This window comes from Azospirillum sp. HJ39, assembly GCF_041507355.1.
Taxonomy (GTDB): domain Bacteria; phylum Pseudomonadota; class Alphaproteobacteria; order Azospirillales; family Azospirillaceae; genus Azospirillum; species Azospirillum thiophilum.
Window position 1 is genome coordinate 708,972 of record NZ_CP167913.1, and the last position, 19,399, is coordinate 728,370.

At 68.8% G+C, this 19,399-nt stretch carries 17 protein-coding genes; 9 read left to right on the forward strand and 8 right to left on the reverse strand.

The features are described 5' to 3' along the window. Positions 1-50 precede the first annotated feature (50 nt). A complete protein-coding gene (gene uxaC / locus ABMY26_RS34690) occupies positions 51-1,451 on the reverse strand; it encodes a glucuronate isomerase (protein WP_372399990.1) in 1,401 nt (466 codons plus the stop codon). 305 nt (positions 1,452-1,756) lie between these two features. Between uxaC and ABMY26_RS34695 the strand changes: the two genes are divergently transcribed. Further along, entirely contained in the window at positions 1,757-2,539 is a 783-nt protein-coding gene (locus ABMY26_RS34695; protein WP_372400504.1) for a GntR family transcriptional regulator, read from the forward strand. Here the strand turns inward: ABMY26_RS34695 and ABMY26_RS34700 are convergent. From ABMY26_RS34700 to kduI, 3 genes are all read right to left on the reverse strand, one after another. Next, positions 2,509-2,898: a cupin domain-containing protein gene (locus tag ABMY26_RS34700; protein WP_372399991.1), complete on the reverse strand. Its 390-nt coding sequence runs from the start codon at positions 2,896-2,898 to the stop codon at positions 2,509-2,511. The two genes, ABMY26_RS34695 and ABMY26_RS34700, sit on opposite strands and share 31 nt — an antisense overlap. 71 nt (positions 2,899-2,969) lie before the next feature. Beyond that, positions 2,970-3,728: a 2-dehydro-3-deoxy-D-gluconate 5-dehydrogenase KduD gene (kduD, locus tag ABMY26_RS34705; RefSeq protein ID WP_045583470.1), complete on the reverse strand. Its 759-nt coding sequence runs from the start codon at positions 3,726-3,728 to the stop codon at positions 2,970-2,972. Positions 3,729-3,787: 59 nt separating this feature from the next. Beyond that, the gene (kduI, locus tag ABMY26_RS34710) at positions 3,788-4,624 is read right to left on the reverse strand and encodes a 5-dehydro-4-deoxy-D-glucuronate isomerase (RefSeq protein WP_045583469.1); all 837 of its coding nucleotides are present in this window, start codon (positions 4,622-4,624) and stop codon (positions 3,788-3,790) included. Between the two features lie 302 nt (positions 4,625-4,926). On the opposite strand from kduI, the gene ABMY26_RS34715 reads away from it, so the two are divergent. Then, on the forward strand, positions 4,927-5,373 hold the full coding sequence (locus ABMY26_RS34715; protein ID WP_045583468.1) for a methylglyoxal synthase: 447 nt from the start codon (positions 4,927-4,929) through the stop codon (positions 5,371-5,373). Between the two features lie 30 nt (positions 5,374-5,403). Here the strand turns inward: ABMY26_RS34715 and ABMY26_RS34720 are convergent, their stop codons facing one another. Then, positions 5,404-6,162 carry a GntR family transcriptional regulator gene (locus tag ABMY26_RS34720; protein WP_372399992.1) on the reverse strand — a complete coding sequence of 253 codons (759 nt, stop codon included), beginning with the start codon at positions 6,160-6,162 and terminating at the stop codon, positions 5,404-5,406. A gap of 306 nt (positions 6,163-6,468) precedes the next feature. Here ABMY26_RS34720 and ABMY26_RS34725 point away from each other — a divergent pair, with 306 nt between their 5' ends. The 4 genes from ABMY26_RS34725 (at position 6,469) to ABMY26_RS34740 (ending at position 13,477) form a co-directional block, all read left to right on the forward strand. Further along, on the forward strand, positions 6,469-7,749 hold the full coding sequence (locus ABMY26_RS34725) for an NHLP bacteriocin system secretion protein (protein ID WP_372399993.1): 1,281 nt from the start codon (positions 6,469-6,471) through the stop codon (positions 7,747-7,749). Between the two features lie 11 nt (positions 7,750-7,760). Next, positions 7,761-9,956: an NHLP family bacteriocin export ABC transporter peptidase/permease/ATPase subunit gene (locus ABMY26_RS34730; protein ID WP_372399994.1), complete on the forward strand. Its 2,196-nt coding sequence runs from the start codon at positions 7,761-7,763 to the stop codon at positions 9,954-9,956. Positions 9,957-10,020: 64 nt separating this feature from the next. Further along, positions 10,021-12,915: an NHLP bacteriocin export ABC transporter permease/ATPase subunit gene (locus tag ABMY26_RS34735; RefSeq protein ID WP_372399995.1), complete on the forward strand. Its 2,895-nt coding sequence runs from the start codon at positions 10,021-10,023 to the stop codon at positions 12,913-12,915. Between the two features lie 19 nt (positions 12,916-12,934). Further along, positions 12,935-13,477 carry a cyclic nucleotide-binding domain-containing protein gene (locus tag ABMY26_RS34740; RefSeq protein ID WP_045583464.1) on the forward strand — a complete coding sequence of 181 codons (543 nt, stop codon included), beginning with the start codon at positions 12,935-12,937 and terminating at the stop codon, positions 13,475-13,477. 14 nt (positions 13,478-13,491) lie between these two features. Here the strand turns inward: ABMY26_RS34740 and ABMY26_RS34745 are convergent, their stop codons facing one another. Next, entirely contained in the window at positions 13,492-14,856 is a 1,365-nt protein-coding gene (locus ABMY26_RS34745; protein WP_372399996.1) for a GH1 family beta-glucosidase, read from the reverse strand. 1 nt (position 14,857) lies between these two features. Beyond that, positions 14,858-15,196: an acyl carrier protein gene (locus tag ABMY26_RS34750; protein ID WP_372399997.1), complete on the reverse strand. Its 339-nt coding sequence runs from the start codon at positions 15,194-15,196 to the stop codon at positions 14,858-14,860. Positions 15,197-15,475: 279 nt separating this feature from the next. Between ABMY26_RS34750 and ABMY26_RS34755 the strand changes: the two genes are divergently transcribed. Next, positions 15,476-16,852, forward strand: coding sequence for a nucleobase:cation symporter-2 family protein (locus ABMY26_RS34755; RefSeq protein WP_372399998.1), 1,377 nt, complete (start codon positions 15,476-15,478; stop codon positions 16,850-16,852). A gap of 1 nt (position 16,853) precedes the next feature. Here ABMY26_RS34755 and ABMY26_RS34760 read toward each other — a convergent pair whose 3' ends face one another. After that, positions 16,854-17,771 carry a DMT family transporter gene (locus ABMY26_RS34760; RefSeq protein WP_372399999.1) on the reverse strand — a complete coding sequence of 306 codons (918 nt, stop codon included), beginning with the start codon at positions 17,769-17,771 and terminating at the stop codon, positions 16,854-16,856. Between the two features lie 354 nt (positions 17,772-18,125). Between ABMY26_RS34760 and ABMY26_RS34765 the strand changes: the two genes are divergently transcribed. Both ABMY26_RS34765 and ABMY26_RS34770 read left to right on the forward strand, forming a co-directional pair. Further along, the gene (locus tag ABMY26_RS34765; RefSeq protein WP_372400000.1) at positions 18,126-18,512 is read left to right on the forward strand and encodes a hypothetical protein; all 387 of its coding nucleotides are present in this window, start codon (positions 18,126-18,128) and stop codon (positions 18,510-18,512) included. Beyond that, positions 18,505-19,338 carry a hypothetical protein gene (locus ABMY26_RS34770; RefSeq protein ID WP_372400001.1) on the forward strand — a complete coding sequence of 278 codons (834 nt, stop codon included), beginning with the start codon at positions 18,505-18,507 and terminating at the stop codon, positions 19,336-19,338. The genes ABMY26_RS34765 and ABMY26_RS34770 overlap by 8 nt, the downstream gene beginning before the upstream one ends. Positions 19,339-19,399 lie beyond the last annotated feature (61 nt).

The window sequence follows — 19,399 nt, forward strand, 5'->3', positions numbered from 1 at the left end:
GGGCCGCGCCGGAACGGGTCCGGCGCGGCCGGGCAATCAAGATTTGCCGATCACAGCTTGTAGGCGTTCTTGGCCAGACGGTAGGCGAGGTCGACCGCCAGATCCGCGGCCTCGTCCTCGTCCATCCGGTGTTCGGCCACCAGCCGGGCGAGGAAGCTGCAATCGACGCGGCGCGACACGTCGTGGCGGGCCGGGATCGAGCAGAAGGCGCGGGTGTCGTCGTTGAAGCCGACCGTGTTGTAGAAGCCGGCGGTCTCCGTGATCATCTCGCGGTAGCGGCGCATGCCCTCGGGGCTGTCGTGGAACCACCAGGCCGGGCCGACGCGCAGCGCAGGGTAATGGCCGGCCAGCGGCGCCAGCTCGCGGGAATAGCTGTCCTCGTCCAGCGTGAACAGGATGATGGTCAGGTCGCGCTCGTTGCCGAAACGGTCGAGCAGCGGCTTCAGCGCCCGCACATATTCGGTGCCGACCGGAATGTCGGCGCCCTTGTCGCGGCCGAAGCGCTCGAACAGGAGATTGTTGTGGTTGCGGAAGGAGCCGGGATGGATCTGCATGACCAGACCGTCCTCAAGGCTCATGCGCGCCATCTCGGTCAGCATCTGGGCGCGGAACAGCTCGGCTTCCACGGCCGTGGCGCCGCCGCGGCGCACGATGTCGAACAGAGTCTCGGCTTCGGCGCGCGGCAGGTCGGCGGTCGCCGCCGTCGGGTGGCCATGGTCGGTCGAGGTGGCGCCGAAGCTCTTGAAATACTGGCGGCGGTCGGCCAGGGCGGCGAGATAGCCGTCCCAGGTCGCGGTGTCCTGGCCGGTGATGCGGCCCAGCTCGGCGAGGTTCCGGTGGAAGCCCTCGAACTCCGGATCGACGACCGGGTCGGGACGGAAGGCGGTGATGACCCGGCCCTTCCAGCCGCTCTCGCGGATCGCCTTGTGGTGTTCCAGCGGGTCGAGCGGCGATTCGGTGGTGGCCAGCAGCTCGAGGTTGAAGCGCTCGAACAGGGCGCGCGGGCGGAACTCCGGCTTGCCCAGGCACTCTTCGATCCGGTCGTAGATGCGGTCGGCGCTGGCCGCGCTCAGGCGCTCGGTGACGCCGAACACCGTCTCGAAGGCATGGGTCAGCCACATCGAGGTGGGCGTGCCGCGGAACAGGTGCCAGTTGGAGGCCAGCAGGCGCCAGATGGCGCGGTTGTCGGACGAGGTCTCCCCGCCGTCCTTGCGCGGCACGCCCAGCTGCTCCAGCGGAATTCCCTGGCTGTAGAGCATGCGGAAGGCGTAATGGTCGGGCTTGACGAACAGGCTCGCCGGGTCCGGGAACGGCTCGTCCTTGGCGAACCAGGACGGGTCGGTGTGGCCGTGCGGGCTGATGATCGGCAGGGCGCTGACTTCGCCGTACAGGCGCCGCGCGATGTCGCGCTGCGTCGGGTCGCTCGGGAAGAGACGGTCGGGGTGAAGCATTGGAAGCCTCTACGCTGCAAGAGTAAGGACAAAAGCAGGGTGGGGAGAAGGCGGGGTCCGTGCGGGGGACCGTCCCTACCGGCTGGTCGTATAATATTAATATATCAGATTGGATTGCAAGCCCAATCGCAGGGTTGTCCCCGTATCGCATGCGCCCAGTCGCCGCACCCCATCGGCCCGTGGGTCCCGGATCGGGACCGGGACCGGAGATGGGTTTGACCTTGGCGAAGCGGGACGGGTAGATTGCAGGTCATGAGGAAATGCCCGCGGGTGGCCGAATGCCGCCCCCTGTCACGCCTGCCGGAATGGAGCCAGCGTTGAAGAAGGTCGCGACGACACAGGATGAAGGCGGCCTGGCCTCCGCAGCGACGCGCCGTGCCGCGGTTCCAGTGGCGGCGGTACGCCCGCCCCGCCGTGCCGCGACGGTGGCATCGCGCATCTACCGCGATTTGCGGTCCGAAATCGTGTCGCTGAAGCGCAAGCCGGGCGACCCCATCGCCGAGAAGCAGATCGCCGAAACCTACGGCGTCAGCCGCACGCCCGTCCGCGAGGCGGTGCTGAAGCTGGCCGACGAGGGACTGATCGAGATCTTCCCGCAATCCGGCACCTTCGTGTCGCGCATCCCGCTGGGCGCCCTGCCGGAAGCCTTCGCCATCCGCAAGGCGCTGGAGGAGGCGACCGTGCGCTATGCCGCTGCACGTGCCACCCGCAGCCAGATCGCGGCCCTGCGCGCCAACCTGGAACTGCAGCGGGAGATGCAGGAAACCGCCAATTACGAAGGGTTCCATCAGGCCGACGAGGCGTTCCACGCGCTGATCGCCGACATCGCCGGCTATCCGGGATTCTGGACGCTGATCCAGCAGACCAAGGTGCAGATCGACCGCTACCGGTTGCTGACCCTGCCGGTGCTGGGCCGCGTCGCCGAGGTCATCGCCGAGCACAGCGCCATCGTCGATGCGGTGGCGGCCAACGATCCGGCGGCCGCCATCCGCGCGCTCGACAACCATCTGGACGATCTGCAGATCTCGGTGGCCGACATCCGCAGGGACTTCCCGCGTTACTTCACCGCACCCGGAGATGCCGCGTAGGCCACCGGCTCGCCCAGAAAATCCTCGCGGATCGGCGTGAAGATGTCGAGCAGCACGCCCGGCTCCAACGCCACCACGCCATGCAGGATGTTGGACGGCACCATATAGCCGTCGCCGGTGTTCAGGCGCTGGGTTCGGCCGTCGATGGTGACGTCGAAGGATCCCTTCTCGACCACGGCGCACTGCACATGCGGGTGGCGGTGCTGGGCTCCGATGGCGCCGGCCTCGAACTCGACCCGCACCATCATCATGGCGTCGTTGTAGCCGAGGATCTTGCGGCGCACCCCGTCGCCGAGATCCTGCCACGGGATGTCGCCCGCGGTCACGAACACGTCGGTCGCCTTCGTTTGGGTCGTCATCGTCTGGTTTCCTCCCATCGGATGCCCCGTCCCGCCGACAGCATTCCGGCGGCGGGACGGGGCTGCGTCAGTCAGCGGGCCAGCCAGCCGCCGTCGACCGGCAGGATGGTGCCGTGGATGTAGTCGGCGGCGTCGGAGGACAGGAACACCGCCGGGCCGCCGATGTCCGACGGCAGGCTCCAGCGCCCGGCCGGGATGCGGCCGAGGATCTCGGCGCTGCGGTTCTCGTCGGCGCGCAGCGCCGCGGTGTTGTTGGTGGCGACGTAGCCGGGCGCGATGGCGTTGACGTTGATGCCCTTCGACGCCCACTCGCAGGCCAGCAGCTTGGTGATGCCGGCGACGCCGCTCTTGGACGCGGTGTAGGACGGCACGCGGATGCCGCCCTGGAAGGACAGCATCGAGGCGATGTTGACGATCTTGCCCTTGCGGCCCTGCCCGATGGCATAGCGGCCGAAGGCCTGGCAGAGGAAGAACACCGTCTTGAGGTTGAGGTTCATCACCAGATCCCAGTCGGCTTCGCTGAAGTCGACGGCGTCGGCGCGGCGGATGGTCCCGGCATTGTTGACCAGGATATCGAGCTGGCCGAGCGTGCCCACCGTCTCCTCGACGAGGCCCGCCACCGGGGCGATGCTGGTCAAATCGGCGTGGATGGCGTGGAACTTGCGCCCTGTCGCCTCGACCAGCCCCTTGGTCTCGTCGAGCGACACGACGTCGACGGCGGCGATGTCGGCGCCGGCATTGGCCAGCGCCACGGCGATGCCCTGGCCGATCCCGGTGTTGGCGCCGGTGACCAGCGCCACCTTGCCGCTCAGGTCGAACGAATTGCTCATGGTCGGATCCCGTTCTTGTCGGTTGGTTCTTGTCTGTCGGGCGTCTTGTCCGGCGGGTGTCAGCGCAGGCGGTCCATGGCGACGAAGTCCATGTCGGTGAAGTCCTGGTTGTCGCCGCCCATCGCCCAGATGAAGGTGTAGTTGCGGGTGCCGACGCCGGAATGGATCGACCAGGGCGGGGAGATCACCGCCTGCTCGTTGGCGACCACGATGTGGCGGGTCTGCTCCGGCTCGCCCATCAGGTGGATGACGCGGGCGTCGCTCGGCAGGTCGAAGTAGAAATAGATCTCGCAGCGCCGGTCATGGGTGTGGCACGGCATCGTGTTCCACATGTTGTTCGGCTTCAGCACCGTCATGCCCAGCACCAGCTGCGCGGTGCGCACCACGTCCGGGTGGATCATCTGGTAGATGGTGCGCTCGTTCGACTGAGACGGGTCGCCGAGATGCACCGCCTTGGCCTGGCCGATCGAGATCTTCATCGTCTCGAACCGGGCATGGGCCGGGGTGCTGTTCAGGTAGAACTTGGCCGGCTCGCGGCGGTCCAGGCTCTCGAAGACGACGTCCTTGCTGCCCATCGCGACATAGAGGGCGTCGCGCGGCGCCAGCTCGTACACCGCGCCGTCGACGGTGACGCGGCCCGGGCCGCCGACATTGACCACGCCCAGCTCGCGGCGGTCGAGGAAGTTGGGCGAACCGATCTCCTTGGCCGATTCCAGCTTGACCGGTCCGGCCACCGGCATGGCGCCGCCGACGACGAAGCGGTCGACATGGCTGTAGGTGAAGACGGTCTCGTCCGCCTCGAACAGGGTGGGGACCAGGAAATGGTCGCGCAGCGTCTCGGAATCGAAGTTGCGCACCGCGTCGGGGTGGGAAGCGTGGCGGACGGAGATTTTCATGGTGGGAGATCCTTCGGCGTCTGGGCGGCCGGCGATCCGGCGGAACGGTCCCGCGGGTCGCGCCTGGATAAGACGATGGCGATCCTCCCGGCAGCGGCCGGATGGTCGGTTCGCAGCCATCATACTAATATACTAGTACGACGGGCAAGCTCTAATGATGGAGTTCCGGACATTTCACCGGGCGGAGAATGCGCGGCAAAATCGCGTGGCGGAGGCCGGAAACCGCGGAGACGGGGCGCCCGCGTTGCGCCGGTCCCCGTGGTAATATATTAGTGAGGGGACATCCTTCGGAGACCACGTCCATGACCAGCCAGCCGCCGCGCAAGCGCATCGCCCTCGTCGCCCACGACGCCCGCAAGGCCGACCTCATCGCCTGGATCGGGGCGAACATCGGCGCGCTCGACGGCCATGCCTATTGGGCGACCGGCACCACCGGCCAGAAGGTGCGCGACGCCCATCCCGGACTGGAGGTGACACCGCTGAAGAGCGGGCCGCTCGGCGGCGACCAGCAGATCGGCGCGATGATCGCCGAGGGACGGATCGACCTGCTGGTTTTCTTCGTCGACCCGATGACCGCCCAGCCGCACGATGTCGACGTCAAGGCGCTGACCCGTCTGGCGACGCTCTACAACATCCCGATGGCCTGCAACGAGGCGACCGCCGACATGATCGTGTCCTCGCCCCATTTCGCCGGCGGCTACACCCCGCGCGCGGCGAATTTCAGCGGCTACGAGACGCGCAAGGTCTGAGGAGCGGCCGCCCTTCCGGGCACCGTCCTCTCAACTGGTGAAGTAATGCGGATTGGCGCGCTGGACGTCGGCGATGCCGAGTTGCAGGTCGGTCAGGTGGTGGCGCAGTTGGGCGACCGCGCGGTCGGGGTCGCGCGCGGCGACGGCCTCGACGATGGCGCCATGTTCGGCAAGCGCCTTGTTCATCCGGCCGACGACCGGAAGCGTCAGGTGGCGGTAGCGGTCGACCTGCCGCTTGACCTGCTGCGTGACGGTCCAGAAGCCGGGATAGCCTGAGATCTCGGCGAGCAGTGCGTGGAAATCCTCGTCGGCATCGTGGAAGCCGTCCAGGTTGCCGGCCTCCTGCATCTCGCGCTGAAGCTCCAGGTTGGCGCGCAGCCGGGCGATCTGGCTGCCGGTCGCCTGTTCGGCGGCATAGCGCACCGTCGCCTCCTCCAGCGCGCGGCGGATGGCGATGGCTTCCGGCAGGGCGCTCAGGGGAATGCGGGCGACGAAGGTGCCGGACTGCGGGAACACCTCCACCAGCCCCTCGTCAGCCAGCTTCAGCATGGCCTCGCGGACCGGCGTGCGGCTGACGCCATAGCTGTCCGCCACCTCCTTCTCGATCACCGGGTCGCCCGGCTTGCGGCGCAGAGAGACGATGTCGTCGCGCAGGTCGCGGTAGATGGTGCCCGACACGGTGGCGCCGCGGTGGGCGGGCCTTGCGGTGGCGCTGGCGGGCCGGCGGCGGCGGCGGCGGGCCGGTGCGGCCACGGCCACCATGTTCGTTTCGCCCGCGTCGGAGTCCATGGTCGTTCCGTTCATGTCATCGGCAATTCGGCGGCAATTCGGCTGCATTTCAACAGTGTGACGCCGTGCTTACTAATATATCGCTGTGACTCCATGAGCGGAACGACTTTCGCCGCCGGAATTTCAACCCAGCCCCGTGTCAAGTGGCTGCCGGACGGACTGGAGGGTTGCCTTGTCCCGGCTGCCTGTACCACTCTGCACAACCTGCCCATTCGTATACCCCCCGATGCACTGCCCATTGCGAGCCCCCGGCCGGGGACCGCGGGACGGAGCCGAACCGGAGCCCCCTTCGCCGATGTTGCGTCCATGACTGCCGCGCCGACCACCTCATCGCCGTCGGAGCGCCTGTTCCGCAAGGCGGCGCTGGACCGCCTGTCCTCGCCGGAGGAGCTGGACCGGCTGGTCGTGCTGACCACGCCGCGCGGCTGGCTGGCGCTGGCGGCGGTGCTGGGGCTGCTGGCGCTGGCGCTGGCCTGGAGCGTGATCGGCACCATTCAGACGCGGGTGACCGGCCCCGGCCTGCTGGTCAGCAGCGGCGGCCGGGTGTTCGACGCCGTCGCCACCGCGTCCGGCACGCTGGTCGCCCCGCTGGTGAAGCCGGGCGATACGGTGACCGCCGGCCAGCTGCTGGCCCGCATCGACAAGGCGGAGCTGGAGCAGACCCTGGATCATGCGAAGGCGGTGGTGGGGGAGCGCGAGGACGACCTCGCCCGCCGGGCCGCCCAGCTGGAGCGCGAGGCGCAGGCCCGCCGCGCCAACTTCACCGCCCGCCGCGCTGCCCTGCGGCAGGTGGTCGCAGCGGCGGAGACGCGGGTGCAGTTCCTCGACACCATGCTGCGCGGGCAGGAGGACATCGCCAGCCGCGGCTTCACCACCCGCCAGCGGGTCGAGGACACGCGCCAGGAGCTGGCCGCCGCCCGCCAGAAGGTGAGCGACGCCAGGAGCCAGCTTCTCCAGATCGACACCGAGGAACTGGACATGGCCAGCCGCGCCGAGCAGACGCTGACCGGCGCGCGCGACCGCATCGCCGACGCCCGCCGCCGGGTCGACGAGCTGACGCTGCAGCTTGAGCAGGACACCCGCATCCTGAGCCCGACCGACGGGCGGGTCACCGAATGGAAGCTGGCGGACGGCGCCCGCGTCGGCGCCGGGACGCCGGTGGTCAGCATCGAAAGCGGCTCGCGCGGGTTGCAGCTGGTGCTCTACGTCCCGCCGGAGCATGGCAAGAAGCTGAAGCCGGGCATGGATGTCCGCATCGCGCCGTCGACGGTGCGCAAGGAGGAATACGGCACGCTGGTCGGCCGCGTCGCCGAGGTGTCGGACTTCCCCTCCACCCCCCAGGGCATGCAGGCGGTGTTGCAGAACGACCGGCTGGTGACGCAGTTCTCGGCCAAGGGCCCGCCCTTCGCCGTGCGCGTCGACCTGATCCCGGAGGCCGGCACCCCGTCGGGCTACCGCTGGTCGTCGGGCGGCGGGCCGGCGATGACCGTCACCAGCGGCACCCCGGCCGAAGGCGAGGTGACGGTGCGCGAACAGCCGCCGCTGGCCTTCGTCATCCCGGCCCTGCGCAAGGCGACCGGCCTGTGAGTGCAACGCCGGTGAGCGCGAAGGCGACCGGGAAGCGCCGGCAGGCCCGCGTCCGCACGCCGACCCTGCTCCAGATGGAGGCGGTGGAGTGCGGGGCCGCCTCGCTCGGCATCATCCTCGCCCATTTCGGCCGCTGGGTGCCGCTGGAGGAGCTGCGCGCCGCCTGCGGCGTGTCGCGCGACGGCAGCAAGGCCAGCAACCTGCTGCGCGCCGCACGCCGCTACGGCCTCGTCGCCAAGGGCTTCAAGAAGGAGCCGGACGCGCTGGCCGCCATGCCCTGGCCGATGATCGTCCATTGGAACTTCAACCATTATCTGGTCTTCGAGGGCTTCAAGGGCGACCATGCCTATCTGAACGACCCGGTCACCGGCCCGCGCCGCGTCACCCGAGCCGAGTTCTCCGAAGCCTTCACCGGCGTGGCCCTGGCCTTCGAGAAAGGGCCGGAGTTCGTTGCCGGAGCGAGGCCGCCCGGCCTCGCCGGCATGCTGGGACGGCAGCTGAAGCGCTCGCACGCCGCGGTCGGCTTCGCGCTCGCCGCCAGCCTGGCGCTGGTGCTGCCGGGCATCGCGCTGCCGGCCTTCACCAAGGCCTTCGTCGACGAGGTGCTGATCGGCGGCCAGCGCAATTGGCTGGTGCCGCTGCTGCTGGGGATGGCGGCCACGGCGCTGGTCCGCGGGCTGCTGACCGCGCTCCAGCAATCGGCGCTGCTGAAGCTGGAAACCAAATTCGCCATGGTGATGGCCAGCCGCTATGTCTGGCGGCTGCTGCAACTGCCGGTGCCCTTCTTCGGCCAGCGCCATCCCGGCGACATCGCCGGCCGGGTCGCCGCCAACGACCGGGTGGCGCGGCTGCTGTCGGGCGAGATGGCGACCGCGGCGATGAGCCTGCTGACAATCGTCTTCTTCGGGCTGGTCATGCTGACCTACGACCCGGCGCTGGCGGCGGTGACCATCCTGCTGGTGCTGGGCAACATGCTGTTCCTGCGCGGCGCCTCGCGCGGGCGTGAGGATGCCGGGCGCCGCCTGCTGTCGGAACAGGCCAAGCTGGGCGCCGTCACTGTCGGCAGCATCCAGGCGATCGAGACGCTGAAGTCCGCCGGGCTGGAGGGGCAGGCCTTCGAGCGCTGGGCGGGATATCAGGCGCGGCTGCTGACGGTGCGCCAGATCCTGGGGGTGCATTCCGCGCTGCTGACGGTGGCGCCGACCTTCCTCAACGCGCTCGGCACCGCGGCGATCCTGGGGCTGGGCGCGGTGCGGGTGATGGACGGTGCGCTGACCGTCGGCGCGCTGGTGGCGTTCCAGAGCCTGGCATCCAGCTTCTCCGCCCCGGTCGCCAAGCTGGTCGGCATGGGCGGCACGCTGCAACGGGTGAAGGCCGACCTGCAACGGCTGAACGACACGCTGGACCATGCGCCCGACCCGCAATCCGGCCTCGCCGATTCCGCGGCGGGGGATGTGGCGGCTCTCGGCGCCGGGGAGCCGGTGCGGCTGAGCGGGGCGGTGGAGCTGGCCGATGTCTCCTTCGGCTACAGCGTGCTCGACCCGCCGCTGATCGACGGGCTGTCGCTGTCGCTGGCCCCCGGCATGCGGGTGGCGCTGGTCGGCGGCTCGGGCAGCGGGAAATCCACCGTCGGCCGGCTGATCTGCGGCCTCGCCCAGCCCTGGTCGGGGCGGATCCTGTTCGACGGGCAGCCGCCGGACGAGATCCCGGTGTCCCTGCGCGCCGCCTCCATCGCCTATGTCGACCAGGATGTCTTCCTGTTCGACGGATCGGTGCGCGACAACCTGACCCTGTGGGACCGCACGGTGCCCGAGGCGGCATTGACCCGCGCGCTGGAGGATGCCGCCATCCTGGGCGAGGTCGCCGGCCGCGCCGGCCAGCTCGACGCGCCGGTGGCCGAGGGCGGGGTGAATTTCAGCGGTGGCCAGCGCCAGCGGCTGGAGATCGCCCGCGCGCTGTCCGGCAACCCGTCGATCCTGGTGCTGGACGAGGCGACGGCGGCGCTGGACGTGGCGACCGAGAAGCTGATCGACGACAATCTGCGGCGGCGCGGCTGCACCTGCATCATCATCGCCCACCGGCTGAGCACGATCCGCGACTGCGACGAGATCATCGTGCTGAACCGCGGCCGGGTGGTGGAGCGTGGCAGCCATGAAGAGCTTCTGGCGCGCGGCGGCGAATACGCCTCGCTGATCGCGGCGGGGTGAGGCGATGGACCTTCTCGACAGTCCAGCGACGGTGCCGGCCCCGGCGGTTCCCATGCCGGCTCCCATGCCGGCTCCCCTCCTGGTGGAGGGCGGCAACCATCGCCCGCTGACGCTGGACGAGTCCCGGCTGGGCTGGCGGGTCGAGGACGGCTATGTCGACCTCTTCCACCTTGCGGCCGGCAGCGGCCGGCGCCGCCACCTGTTCCGGGCGGAAGCCGGGGCTCTGCTGTTCGGAGTGGAGCGGACGGGCGGTGCGGAGCTGGTCGCGGTCGGCTCCATCGGCTCGCGCCTGCGCGGGGTGGAGCGGGAGGAACTGGCCGGGGATGCCGATTTCCTGCCGCGCGCCGAAGCCTGGATCCTGCGGCTGACCGACGCGGCGACCGGCGGCGAGGCGGTGTGGCCCGACCGGGTGGCCGAGCCGGGCGAGCGCCGGCTCGGCCCCGGCGAGCGGCTCCATGCCGACCCGCGCCGCCCGCTGTGGCTGACGGTGGAGGAGGGGGCGGCCGCTTGGCTGGGCGGCCCGGCGACACCGGCGGGCGAACCGCCGCTGCCGCTGGCCGACCGGGCGTGGATCGGGGCGGCCGGTGACGCGCCGGTTGCGGTGAGCGTGACGGAGGCCTGGCCCGACGGCGGCCTGCTGTGGCCGGCCTTCGACCGCTTCCATGCGCTGGCGCTCGACCGCATCGGCGCCCGCTTCGCCCGGCAGGCGGAAGGCGAGGCGCAGCGTGCCGAACGCAGCCGGCAATCGGCCGAGGCGGCGCTGGCCCAGGCGCTGGGCGGCCTGTCCGATCTCGTCGATCATCGTTCCGCCGGGAGCCGTGCCGCCGGAGCAGCCTTGCCGGCCGCCGCCGATCCGCTGTCGGCCGCCCTTGCCGCCCTGATGGCGCATATGGGGATGGAGGAGGCGCTGCCACGCATCGACGCCGCCGGCAAGGCGCCGCCGGAGATGCTCGACACGCTGCTGGCCGCCGCCCGCCTGCGCGGGCGCAAGGTGATCCTGCGCGACGGCTGGTGGCATGGCGAGGGCGCGCCGATGCTCGGCTGGCTGGAGGAGGGGCGGCTGCCGGTGGCGCTGCTGCCGACGCCGTCCGGCTTCGACATGCTGGATGCGGCGGGCCGGCGCCGCGTCACCCAGGATCTGGCCGACCGGCTGGCGGCGGACGGCCTGCACCTCTACCGCCCGCTGCCGGCCCGCGCGCTGTCGGCGGTGGAGGCGATCCGCTTTCCCCTGCGCGGCCTGGGCGGCGACGGCCTGCGGCTTGGGCTGTGCGGGCTGGCGGCGGCGGTGCTTGGGCTGCTGGTGCCGGTCGCCACCGGCTTCCTGTTCGACAGCGCCATTCCGCGCGCCGACACCGGCCAGCTGGTCTTCATCGTCGCCGGGCTGGTCGCCGCCGCCATCGGCGGCGCGGTGTTCGATCTGGTCAAGGTGATGGCGGTGCTGCGGCTGGAAAGCCGGATCGACGGGGTGATGCAGGCGGCCTTCATCGACCGGCTGCTGGCATTGCCGGTCGGCTTCTTCCGCCGCTACACCGCCGGCGACCTCGCCGACCGGGCGCTCGGGCTGCAGACCGTGCGCGAGATCCTGGCCGCCAGCACGATGACCGGCCTGCTGGGCGCCCTGTTCGGGTCGGTCAGCCTGGGGCTGCTCGCCATCTACGACTGGCGCCTCGCGCTGGTCGCCACCGGGCTGGCGCTGCTGTCGGCGCTGGTCACGGCGGCGCTGTCCTGGGGCCAGCTGCGCCACGAGCGCGAGCATATCCGGCGGCAGGGCCGGCTCGACGGGCTGGTCCTGCAGCTGATCGTCGGCATCGGCAAGCTGCGCGTCGCCGGGGCCGAGCCGCGGGCGATGGCGGAATGGGCGCGCGGCTTCGCCGGGCAGAAGTCGCGCGCGGTGGCCGCCCAGCGCTTCGGCAACGCGCTGGAGACCTTCCACGCCGCCTTCCCGACGCTGGCGACCATCGCGGTGTTCCTGGCGGTGGCGCTGCTGATGGAGCATGACGCCAAGCAGCAGGCGCTCCAGGCGCTGGCGGCCACGCCGGGGGACGAGGCGGCGGCGGCCTTCACCACCGGCAGCTTCCTGGCCTTCATCACCGCCTTCGGCCAGCTGCTGGCGGCGCTGACCGAGATGGCGCACGCCCTGACCAAGAGCCTGACCGTGCTGCCGCTGCTGGAGCGCGCCCGCCCGATCCTGGAGACGGCGCCCGAAGTGCCGGCCGGCCGCGACGCGCCGGGCGCGTTGCAGGGCGGCATCGCGCTGAGCCGGGTCGGCTTCCGCTATGCCCCCGACGCGCCGCGGGTGCTGCACGACCTCAGCCTGTCGATCGAGCCGGGCGAGTTCGTCGCCATCGTCGGCTCGTCGGGCAGCGGCAAATCCACGGTGATGCGGCTGCTGCTCGGGTTCGAGCGGCCGGAGCAGGGCGAGGTGTTCTTCGACGGCCGGGCCGCCGAGCGGCTCGACCTCGCCGCGGTGCGCCGGCAGATCGGCGTGGTGCTGCAGAACGGGCGCATCACCTCGGGCAGCCTGTTCCAGAACATCGTCGGCACCGCGCCGCTCGGGCTGGACGACGCCTGGCACGCGGCGCGGCTGGTCGGGCTGGACCAGGACATCGAACAGATGCCGATGGGCATGCACACCGTGCTGATGGACGGCGGCGGCACCCTGTCGGGCGGCCAGCGCCAGCGGCTGATGATCGCCCGCGCCCTGGTCCACCGCCCGCGCGTGCTGCTGCTGGACGAGGCGACCAGCGCGCTCGACAACCGCACCCAGGCGGTGGTGACGGCGTCGCTCGCCAAGCTCAGCGTCACCCGCGTGGTGATCGCCCACCGGCTCAGCACCATCCGCGACGTCGACCGCATCCTGGTGCTGGAGGGCGGGCGGCTGGTGCAGTCCGGGCGCTACGAGGATCTGATGGCGGTGGACGGGCCGTTCCGCACCATCGCCAGCCGGCAGCTGCTTTAGGAATTCAAAGGGAAAAGCCATGCGCAAGGTGCTGTACATCCTGGGCAATCTCACCGACGAGGACGTCGAATGGATGGCCCGCGCCGGCCGGCGGCTCGATCTGGCCGGCGGGCAGGTGCTGGTGCGCCAGGGGGAGCCGGCGGACTCGCTCTACATCGTGCTGGAGGGCCACGCCACTGTGGATGTCGCCGGGGTCGGCACCGTCGCCCGGCTCGGCAGCGGCGAGGTGATCGGCGAGGTGTCCTTCGTCGACAGCGCCCCGCCGTCGGCCACCGTATCGGCCGACGGCCGCTGCATCGTGCTGGCGCTGGCCAAGCGGGAGATCGAGGCGCGGCTGCGCAGCGACGGCGGCTTCGCCGGCCGCTTCTACAAGGCGCTGGCGATCTTCCTTGCCGACCGCCTGCGCGGCACCGTCGACCGGCTGAAATTCGGCAAGGGCCAGGCGATGGACGCCGGCCGGATCATGGAGGACGAACTGGACGAGGGGCTGCTCGATCAGGTCTCGCTGGCCGGCGCGCGGTTCGAGCGGATGCTGCGGACCCTGATGTCCGCGCGGGGTTAGGGACCGTCAGGCGCTCATGCGGCGGCGATATCCGTCTTCGCCGCCCTGATCAGGTCGGCGTACCAGCGTGCCGAGTCCTTCGGGGTGCGGGCCAGCGTCTGGAAATCGACATGGACGATGCCGAAGCGCTGGCCATAGCCGCTGCCCCATTCGAAATTGTCCAGCAGCGACCAGACGAAATAGCCGCGCACGTCGGCCCCCCGGGCCATCGCCTCGCGCATGGCGGCGTTGTAGATGGTCAGGTAGGCGATGCGGTGCGGGTCGACGACGGCGCCGTCGGGGCCGACGCTGTCGCTGCCGCCGCAACCGTTCTCCGTCACCACGATGGGCAGGCGGTAGCGCTGCTGGATGGTCAGCAGCTCGTCGCGGAAGGCGTCGGGGAAGATCGCCCAGCCGACCCCGTGCGTCGGCGAATCGGGCGGCGCGTCGCCCCAGCCATAGCCCCAGGCCCGTGCCGGGTCGGCCTTGGCGAAGATCGGGCCGTAATGGTTCAGCCCGAACCAGTCGACCGGCCGCGCGATGCGCGCCATGTCGCCGGCCTGGACATAGGGCTCGATCGCGGCTGCGGTCTGCGGCGGATAATGGCCAAGGATCTGGGGATCGCAGAAGACGAGGTTCCAATGCTCGTCCAGCAGCGCCGCGGCGGCGCGGTTCTCCGGCGTGTCGGTTTCCGGGATCACGACCTGCCGGTTGTGGATCGCGCCGATGGAGGCCCCCGGCACCAGATCGCGCAGCACGTCGACGCCCGCGCCATGGGCGAGGTTGACATGGTGGATGGCGCGCAGATGCTGCGCCCGGTCGACGATCCCGGGGGCGGCCCAGGGAATGGCGTAGCCGAACAGGGTGAAGACCGAGAATTCGTTGAAGGTGATCCAGCGCTTCACCCGGTCGCCGTAGCGCCGGGCGCAGAGCGCGGCGTAGTCGGCATACCAGCCGGCGCAGTCGCGGTCCGCCCAGCCGCCCAGATCCTGGAGCGCCTGCGGCAGATCCCAATGGTAGAGGCACAGCCAGGGCTCGATCCCCGCCTCCAGCAGCCGGTCGACCAGCCGGTCGTAGAAATCCAGGCCGGGCTGGTTGACCGCCCCCTTGCCCCGCGGCATCACCCGCGGCCAGGAGACGGAGAAGCGGTAGGCGTCGACGCCCAGCCCCCGCATCAGCGCCACATCCTCCGGCATCCGGTGATAATGGTCACAGGCGACATCGCCGCTGTCGCCGTTCACCACGCCGCCCAGGGTGCGGCAGCGCACGTCCCAGATGCTGGGACCGCGCCCGTCCGCGGCCGCCGCCCCCTCGATCTGGTAGGCGGAGGTGGAGACGCCCCAGGTGAAGCCGGGGGGATACGTGACGCCTGGCGGATGGGGGGAGGCCGGGACGGTCATCTCACGCCGCGATCTGGTTGATGCTTCGGCAACGGGCCTCGAAGGCGTCGGAGATGAATTCCGGGCGCTTGTAATAGCCTTTGATCCAGCTCGCCAGCAGGCAGAGCTCCTCCAGCTTCACCAGCTCGTCCAGCGTCCCGTCGGGGAAGCGGACGCCGAAGCTTTCGGAGATGTATTCCAGCACCTGCTCGACCTGGTCGATCGACAGCTGGATATCGGTTTCCAGCGTCGCGTTGCGGGTCAGCAGAGCCTCGTCGACCCCGTATTCGTCGCGGATCAGCTTAACGATCCAGCGGAACATGTGCATCCAGTTGGATACACCCTCGATCGACTTGCTCATCGCGACGCTCGGTTCAGGTTGCGCGAAAGGGGTATGGCGAATGGGACTGTACGGACGGATCGTTAAAGAATAACGCAGCCCCGCTCATGGTCTCCACCCAGGCGCGGCAAAAAAACGCGCGGAATTCCACAAAGGGTTGCCACCTCCGCGGGCATGACCGGCCGGCTCTGCCCAAATCCTGTGCAGGAGCGGCCGGCCGGCGGTGCCGTTGGTGGGGAGGCAAGCGCGGCACGGGCTATGCAAAGCGTCGGCGCAAGACTGGACAGCGAGGCTTTCGCCATGACACCCGCCACATCCGCCGCACCCGGAACCGAGTCCCATCCAGTCGACGCGCTGCTGCCGCCCTGGCGGCTGCTGGCGCTTGGGTTGCAGCATGTGCTGGTGATGTATGCCGGGGCCATCGCGGTGCCGCTGATCGTCGGCGGGGCCCTGAAGCTGCCCAAGGACCAGATCGCCATGCTGATCAACGCCGACCTGTTCGCCTGCGGCGTGGTCACGCTGATCCAGGCGGTGGGCGTCTGGCGCTTCGGCATCCGGCTGCCGATCATGATGGGGGTGACCTTCGCCGCGGTCGGGCCGATGGTGGCGATGGCGGGCAACCCGTCGCTCGGGCTGCTGGGCATCTATGGCGCGGTGATCGGGTCGGGCATCTTCGCCATGCTGGCGGCCCCGCTGGTTGGCCGGCTGCTGCCGCTGTTCCCGCCGGTGGTGACGGGCAGCGTGATCGCCATCATCGGCATCTCGCTGATGCGGGTTGGGGTGGGCTGGGCCGGCGGCGGGGTGGGCAACCCGCGCTTCGGCGACCCGGCCTTCCTGGGGGTGGCGGCCTTCGTGCTGCTGGCGATCCTGGCGCTGATGAAGCACGGGCGGGGTTTCGTCCGCAACGTCGCGGTGCTGCTGGGGCTGGTGGCCGGCATGCTGCTGGCGATGGCGCTGGGCATGGTCAGCTTCGCCGGCCTCGACGAGGCGCCGTGGGTGGCGCTGGTCCGGCCCTTCCAGTTCGGCCTGCCGGTGTTCGATCCGGTCGCCATCCTGACCATGTCGCTGGTGATGATCGTGGTGATGATCGAATCGACCGGCATGTTCCTGGCCGTCGGCGACATGGTGGGCCGTCCGGTGACGCGGGAGGATCTGGTGCGCGGCCTGCGCACCGACGGGCTCGGCACGCTGATCGGCGGCGTCTTCAACACCTTTCCCTACACCTCCTTCTCGCAGAATGTCGGGCTGGTCGGCGTGACCGGCGTGCGCAGCCGCTGGGTCTGCGCCGCGGGCGGGCTGATCCTGCTGCTGCTCGGGCTGCTGCCGAAGCTGGCCCATGTGGTGGCCTCGGTCCCCGCCTTCGTGCTGGGCGGGGCCGGGCTGGTGATGTTCGGCATGGTGGCGGCGACCGGGGTGAGGATCCTGTCGCAGGTCGATTACGCCAACCGGCGCGAGAACCTGATCGTGGTGGCGGTCAGCATCGGCGTCGGGCTGATCCCGCTGGTGTCGGACAAGTTCTTCTCGCAGATGCCGGCCTTCCTGTCGCCGCTGCTGCACAGCGGCATCCTGCTCGGCACCCTGACCGCGGTCGCGCTGAACTGGTACTTCAACGGCCTCCAGGGCGGCGAGCGCGCCCGCAGCGACGCCGCCGCCTCGGCGCATGGGGCGGAGGCGTGAGTCACTTCCGCAGCAGCAGATCCTTGCTGGCCAGCACGGACCCGCCGGCGATCAGCGCGCAGGCCACCCAGATGATGCCCTGGTTGGGGGCGAGGCCGAACAGGACCAGCAGCAGGGTCGACAGCAGCGGCGCCAGATAGGACAGCGCCCCCAGCGCCCGGATGTCGCCGTGGCGGACGCCATGGTCCCAGACGAAGAAGGCGGCCCCCACCGGCCCCAGCCCGAGCAGCAGCATCGCCCCCCAGCCGGCGGCGCCCGAAGGCCACACCGTCCGCTCCAGCGCCAGATGGCAGAGCAGCGACAGGAGCGCGGTGACGAGGCAGAAGGCGCTGACCGCATCGGTCGGCGCCTCGCCGATCTGGCCGAGCCGGCGGCGCAGCACCGAATAGCCGGCCCAGGTGACGGCACTGCCCAGCGCCGCGGCATAGCCCGGCAGATGCGCCGGATCCACCGACAGGCCGCCGCTGCCGCCCCGCGCGATCAGCAGGACGGTGCCGGCCAGCCCGGCAAGCGCGCCGCCGACATGCCATGCCCGCAGCTTTTCCCCCGGCAGCAGGGCGGAGAACAGCACGATCAGCAGCGGCCACAGATAGTTGATCAGGTTGGCCTCGACCGGCGGCGCCGCCTGGAGGGCCATGAAATAGAGGAAGTGGAAGCCGAACAGCCCGCCGACCCCGAGCGCCCAGGCGGCAGGCGGCTGGCGGAAATAGCGCAACGGGTTGTCGCCGCGCAGCGCGGTCCAGCCGCTGCCGACCAGGAAGGCCAGCAGGAAGGAGGTCGCCACCAGCTGGAACGGCGGCACCACCGAGGCCAGCGTCGCCAGCGGGGCCAGCGTCGCCCACATCAGGATGGCGGTGAAGCCGACCGCGGTCGCGCGGTTGACGGAGCGGCGGGGGCAAGCGGGGGACGAGACGGTCATGGTGCGGATCGGTCGGTTGACACGGAGGGCGCGACCATAGCCGGCGGGCCGGGCGCTGTCTTGACCGGGACTCCGGTGCGGATTGACCGGAACTCCGGGGCTGGCCCTTTGCCAAGGACGACCTGCCCGCAGATGCCGTCGATAGCCCAATAAATCCAGTGGCCCGGCGGCCGCCCGCGCCGGCGTTCGAGAAAACGGCTTTCGATGGGGCACCGTCAAAAGCCGTTGGCATGACATACGGCAACCCTTCTTTCTGCATGTCTCTGAAAGTGGTACAAATATGGAAGGAACCCTCATTTAAACGGTTTCGTTGCAATAAATCTATTTTTGCGAGAATTTTTTGGGGAGGGGGGAATGTTTCAACTGTCAAATGCCGTATTGGCCTCTCTTGGAAAATCAAGACAGGAAATCTTCGAGAGCCGCCTGGCAAAATATTTGCGCGATTCCTTTCCAATGCGTTGTGAGCAAGCCGACGATCAGACCATGCGCAAGTTCGCTAGCTTTGCGATCGCAAAATCCCGTACTTATGACATTGTTCTGGAACGGGACGTCGCAAAATTTGCAACTCTTATGATTGCATTGCACCCTAAATTCGATACCGATCCCAACATGGCCTGGGCACGGTCACTGCTTACCGACAAGCGGCGGACGGCGGAAGACAGGCTGGAAGCTGTCTATCAAACCCTGATGGGAAATGAGCAGCGTAACATGTCTCCAATGACAGGCCGCGACCATGCTTGAGTCACTGCGAACTGGCTTGGCTGCTGCCTGGCAGCGTGTTCATGGCTTGTTTTCAGATACGCCAGTCGGCTCGCCGGTCGCGTCCTGTCCGTTGGCTGGGGGTAACTGCAAGACGGTTTCTGACAAGGTCAAGGATAGACTTGATGCTGCTCAAGAAGCCATTGCATATGCAAAGAATAAACTGTCCTATGGTGCTGGAAACCAGAAGCCATCCCTGGATAGTAGCAATTTCAATTCCTATTTCCGCATGCAGGTTGCACGTGACGATGGATATTTTACAACAAATCCGGAAATCGAAAAGCTGAAATCTCAGAGCATTTCTTCGTATATCGCTGCAAAGGCGGAGCTGGCGCAGGGTGGAAATTGCGGAGAACATGCTTTTGTCGTTTATGATTATCTAAGAAAGAAGTTTCCAGATGAATATATCCAAATTACTCAAGTCAAGGATTTCGATCATGCGTTTGTGATGATTGGAGATCCGACCAAAGAGGGCGCAGACAAGGTGGTCATCGCCGATGCGTGGCCGACGAATCCGACGCCTGTCTTGTGGGAGGACCATTTTGCCTTTCCATATTCCAAAGAAAGTCCAATCCTGAATATTTCCAGCTCCCAGGGCGATGCGAGGGACTACAAACAAGAAATGCTGAATGCCGGTCTTTCGTTGACTGAAGCCGGTCAAGCGCAAACCAAACTTTCATTGAGCCCGACCGAGACAGCCAGGAAAATCGAGCAGGGGATTGCAGACCACTGGGTCTGGAACCATCCGGCGACGGCCATCACCCCATATGATTATCAGACATCCAGCGGTGGAACGGGGCCGCCGTAAGCGATAAAACTCGCACCGGCGGGGCCGCTCGTAAATTTTTCGCAACGGGCAGGATCGGAAG

Coding starts and splice junctions, on each gene's coding strand:
- uxaC (WP_372399990.1), bottom strand. CDS start 1,451: ATGCTTCACCCCGACCGTCTCTTCCCGAGCGACCCGACGCAGCGCGAC.
- ABMY26_RS34695 (WP_372400504.1), top strand. CDS start 1,757: ATGGAGCCAGCGTTGAAGAAGGTCGCGACGACACAGGATGAAGGCGGC.
- ABMY26_RS34700 (WP_372399991.1), bottom strand. CDS start 2,898: ATGACGACCCAAACGAAGGCGACCGACGTGTTCGTGACCGCGGGCGAC.
- kduD (WP_045583470.1), bottom strand. CDS start 3,728: ATGAGCAATTCGTTCGACCTGAGCGGCAAGGTGGCGCTGGTCACCGGC.
- kduI (WP_045583469.1), bottom strand. CDS start 4,624: ATGAAAATCTCCGTCCGCCACGCTTCCCACCCCGACGCGGTGCGCAAC.
- ABMY26_RS34715 (WP_045583468.1), top strand. CDS start 4,927: ATGACCAGCCAGCCGCCGCGCAAGCGCATCGCCCTCGTCGCCCACGAC.
- ABMY26_RS34720 (WP_372399992.1), bottom strand. CDS start 6,162: ATGGACTCCGACGCGGGCGAAACGAACATGGTGGCCGTGGCCGCACCG.
- ABMY26_RS34725 (WP_372399993.1), top strand. CDS start 6,469: ATGACTGCCGCGCCGACCACCTCATCGCCGTCGGAGCGCCTGTTCCGC.
- ABMY26_RS34735 (WP_372399995.1), top strand. CDS start 10,021: ATGCCGGCTCCCCTCCTGGTGGAGGGCGGCAACCATCGCCCGCTGACG.
- ABMY26_RS34740 (WP_045583464.1), top strand. CDS start 12,935: ATGCGCAAGGTGCTGTACATCCTGGGCAATCTCACCGACGAGGACGTC.
- ABMY26_RS34745 (WP_372399996.1), bottom strand. CDS start 14,856: ATGACCGTCCCGGCCTCCCCCCATCCGCCAGGCGTCACGTATCCCCCC.
- ABMY26_RS34750 (WP_372399997.1), bottom strand. CDS start 15,196: ATGAGCAAGTCGATCGAGGGTGTATCCAACTGGATGCACATGTTCCGC.
- ABMY26_RS34755 (WP_372399998.1), top strand. CDS start 15,476: ATGACACCCGCCACATCCGCCGCACCCGGAACCGAGTCCCATCCAGTC.
- ABMY26_RS34760 (WP_372399999.1), bottom strand. CDS start 17,771: ATGACCGTCTCGTCCCCCGCTTGCCCCCGCCGCTCCGTCAACCGCGCG.
- ABMY26_RS34765 (WP_372400000.1), top strand. CDS start 18,126: ATGTTTCAACTGTCAAATGCCGTATTGGCCTCTCTTGGAAAATCAAGA.
- ABMY26_RS34770 (WP_372400001.1), top strand. CDS start 18,505: ATGCTTGAGTCACTGCGAACTGGCTTGGCTGCTGCCTGGCAGCGTGTT.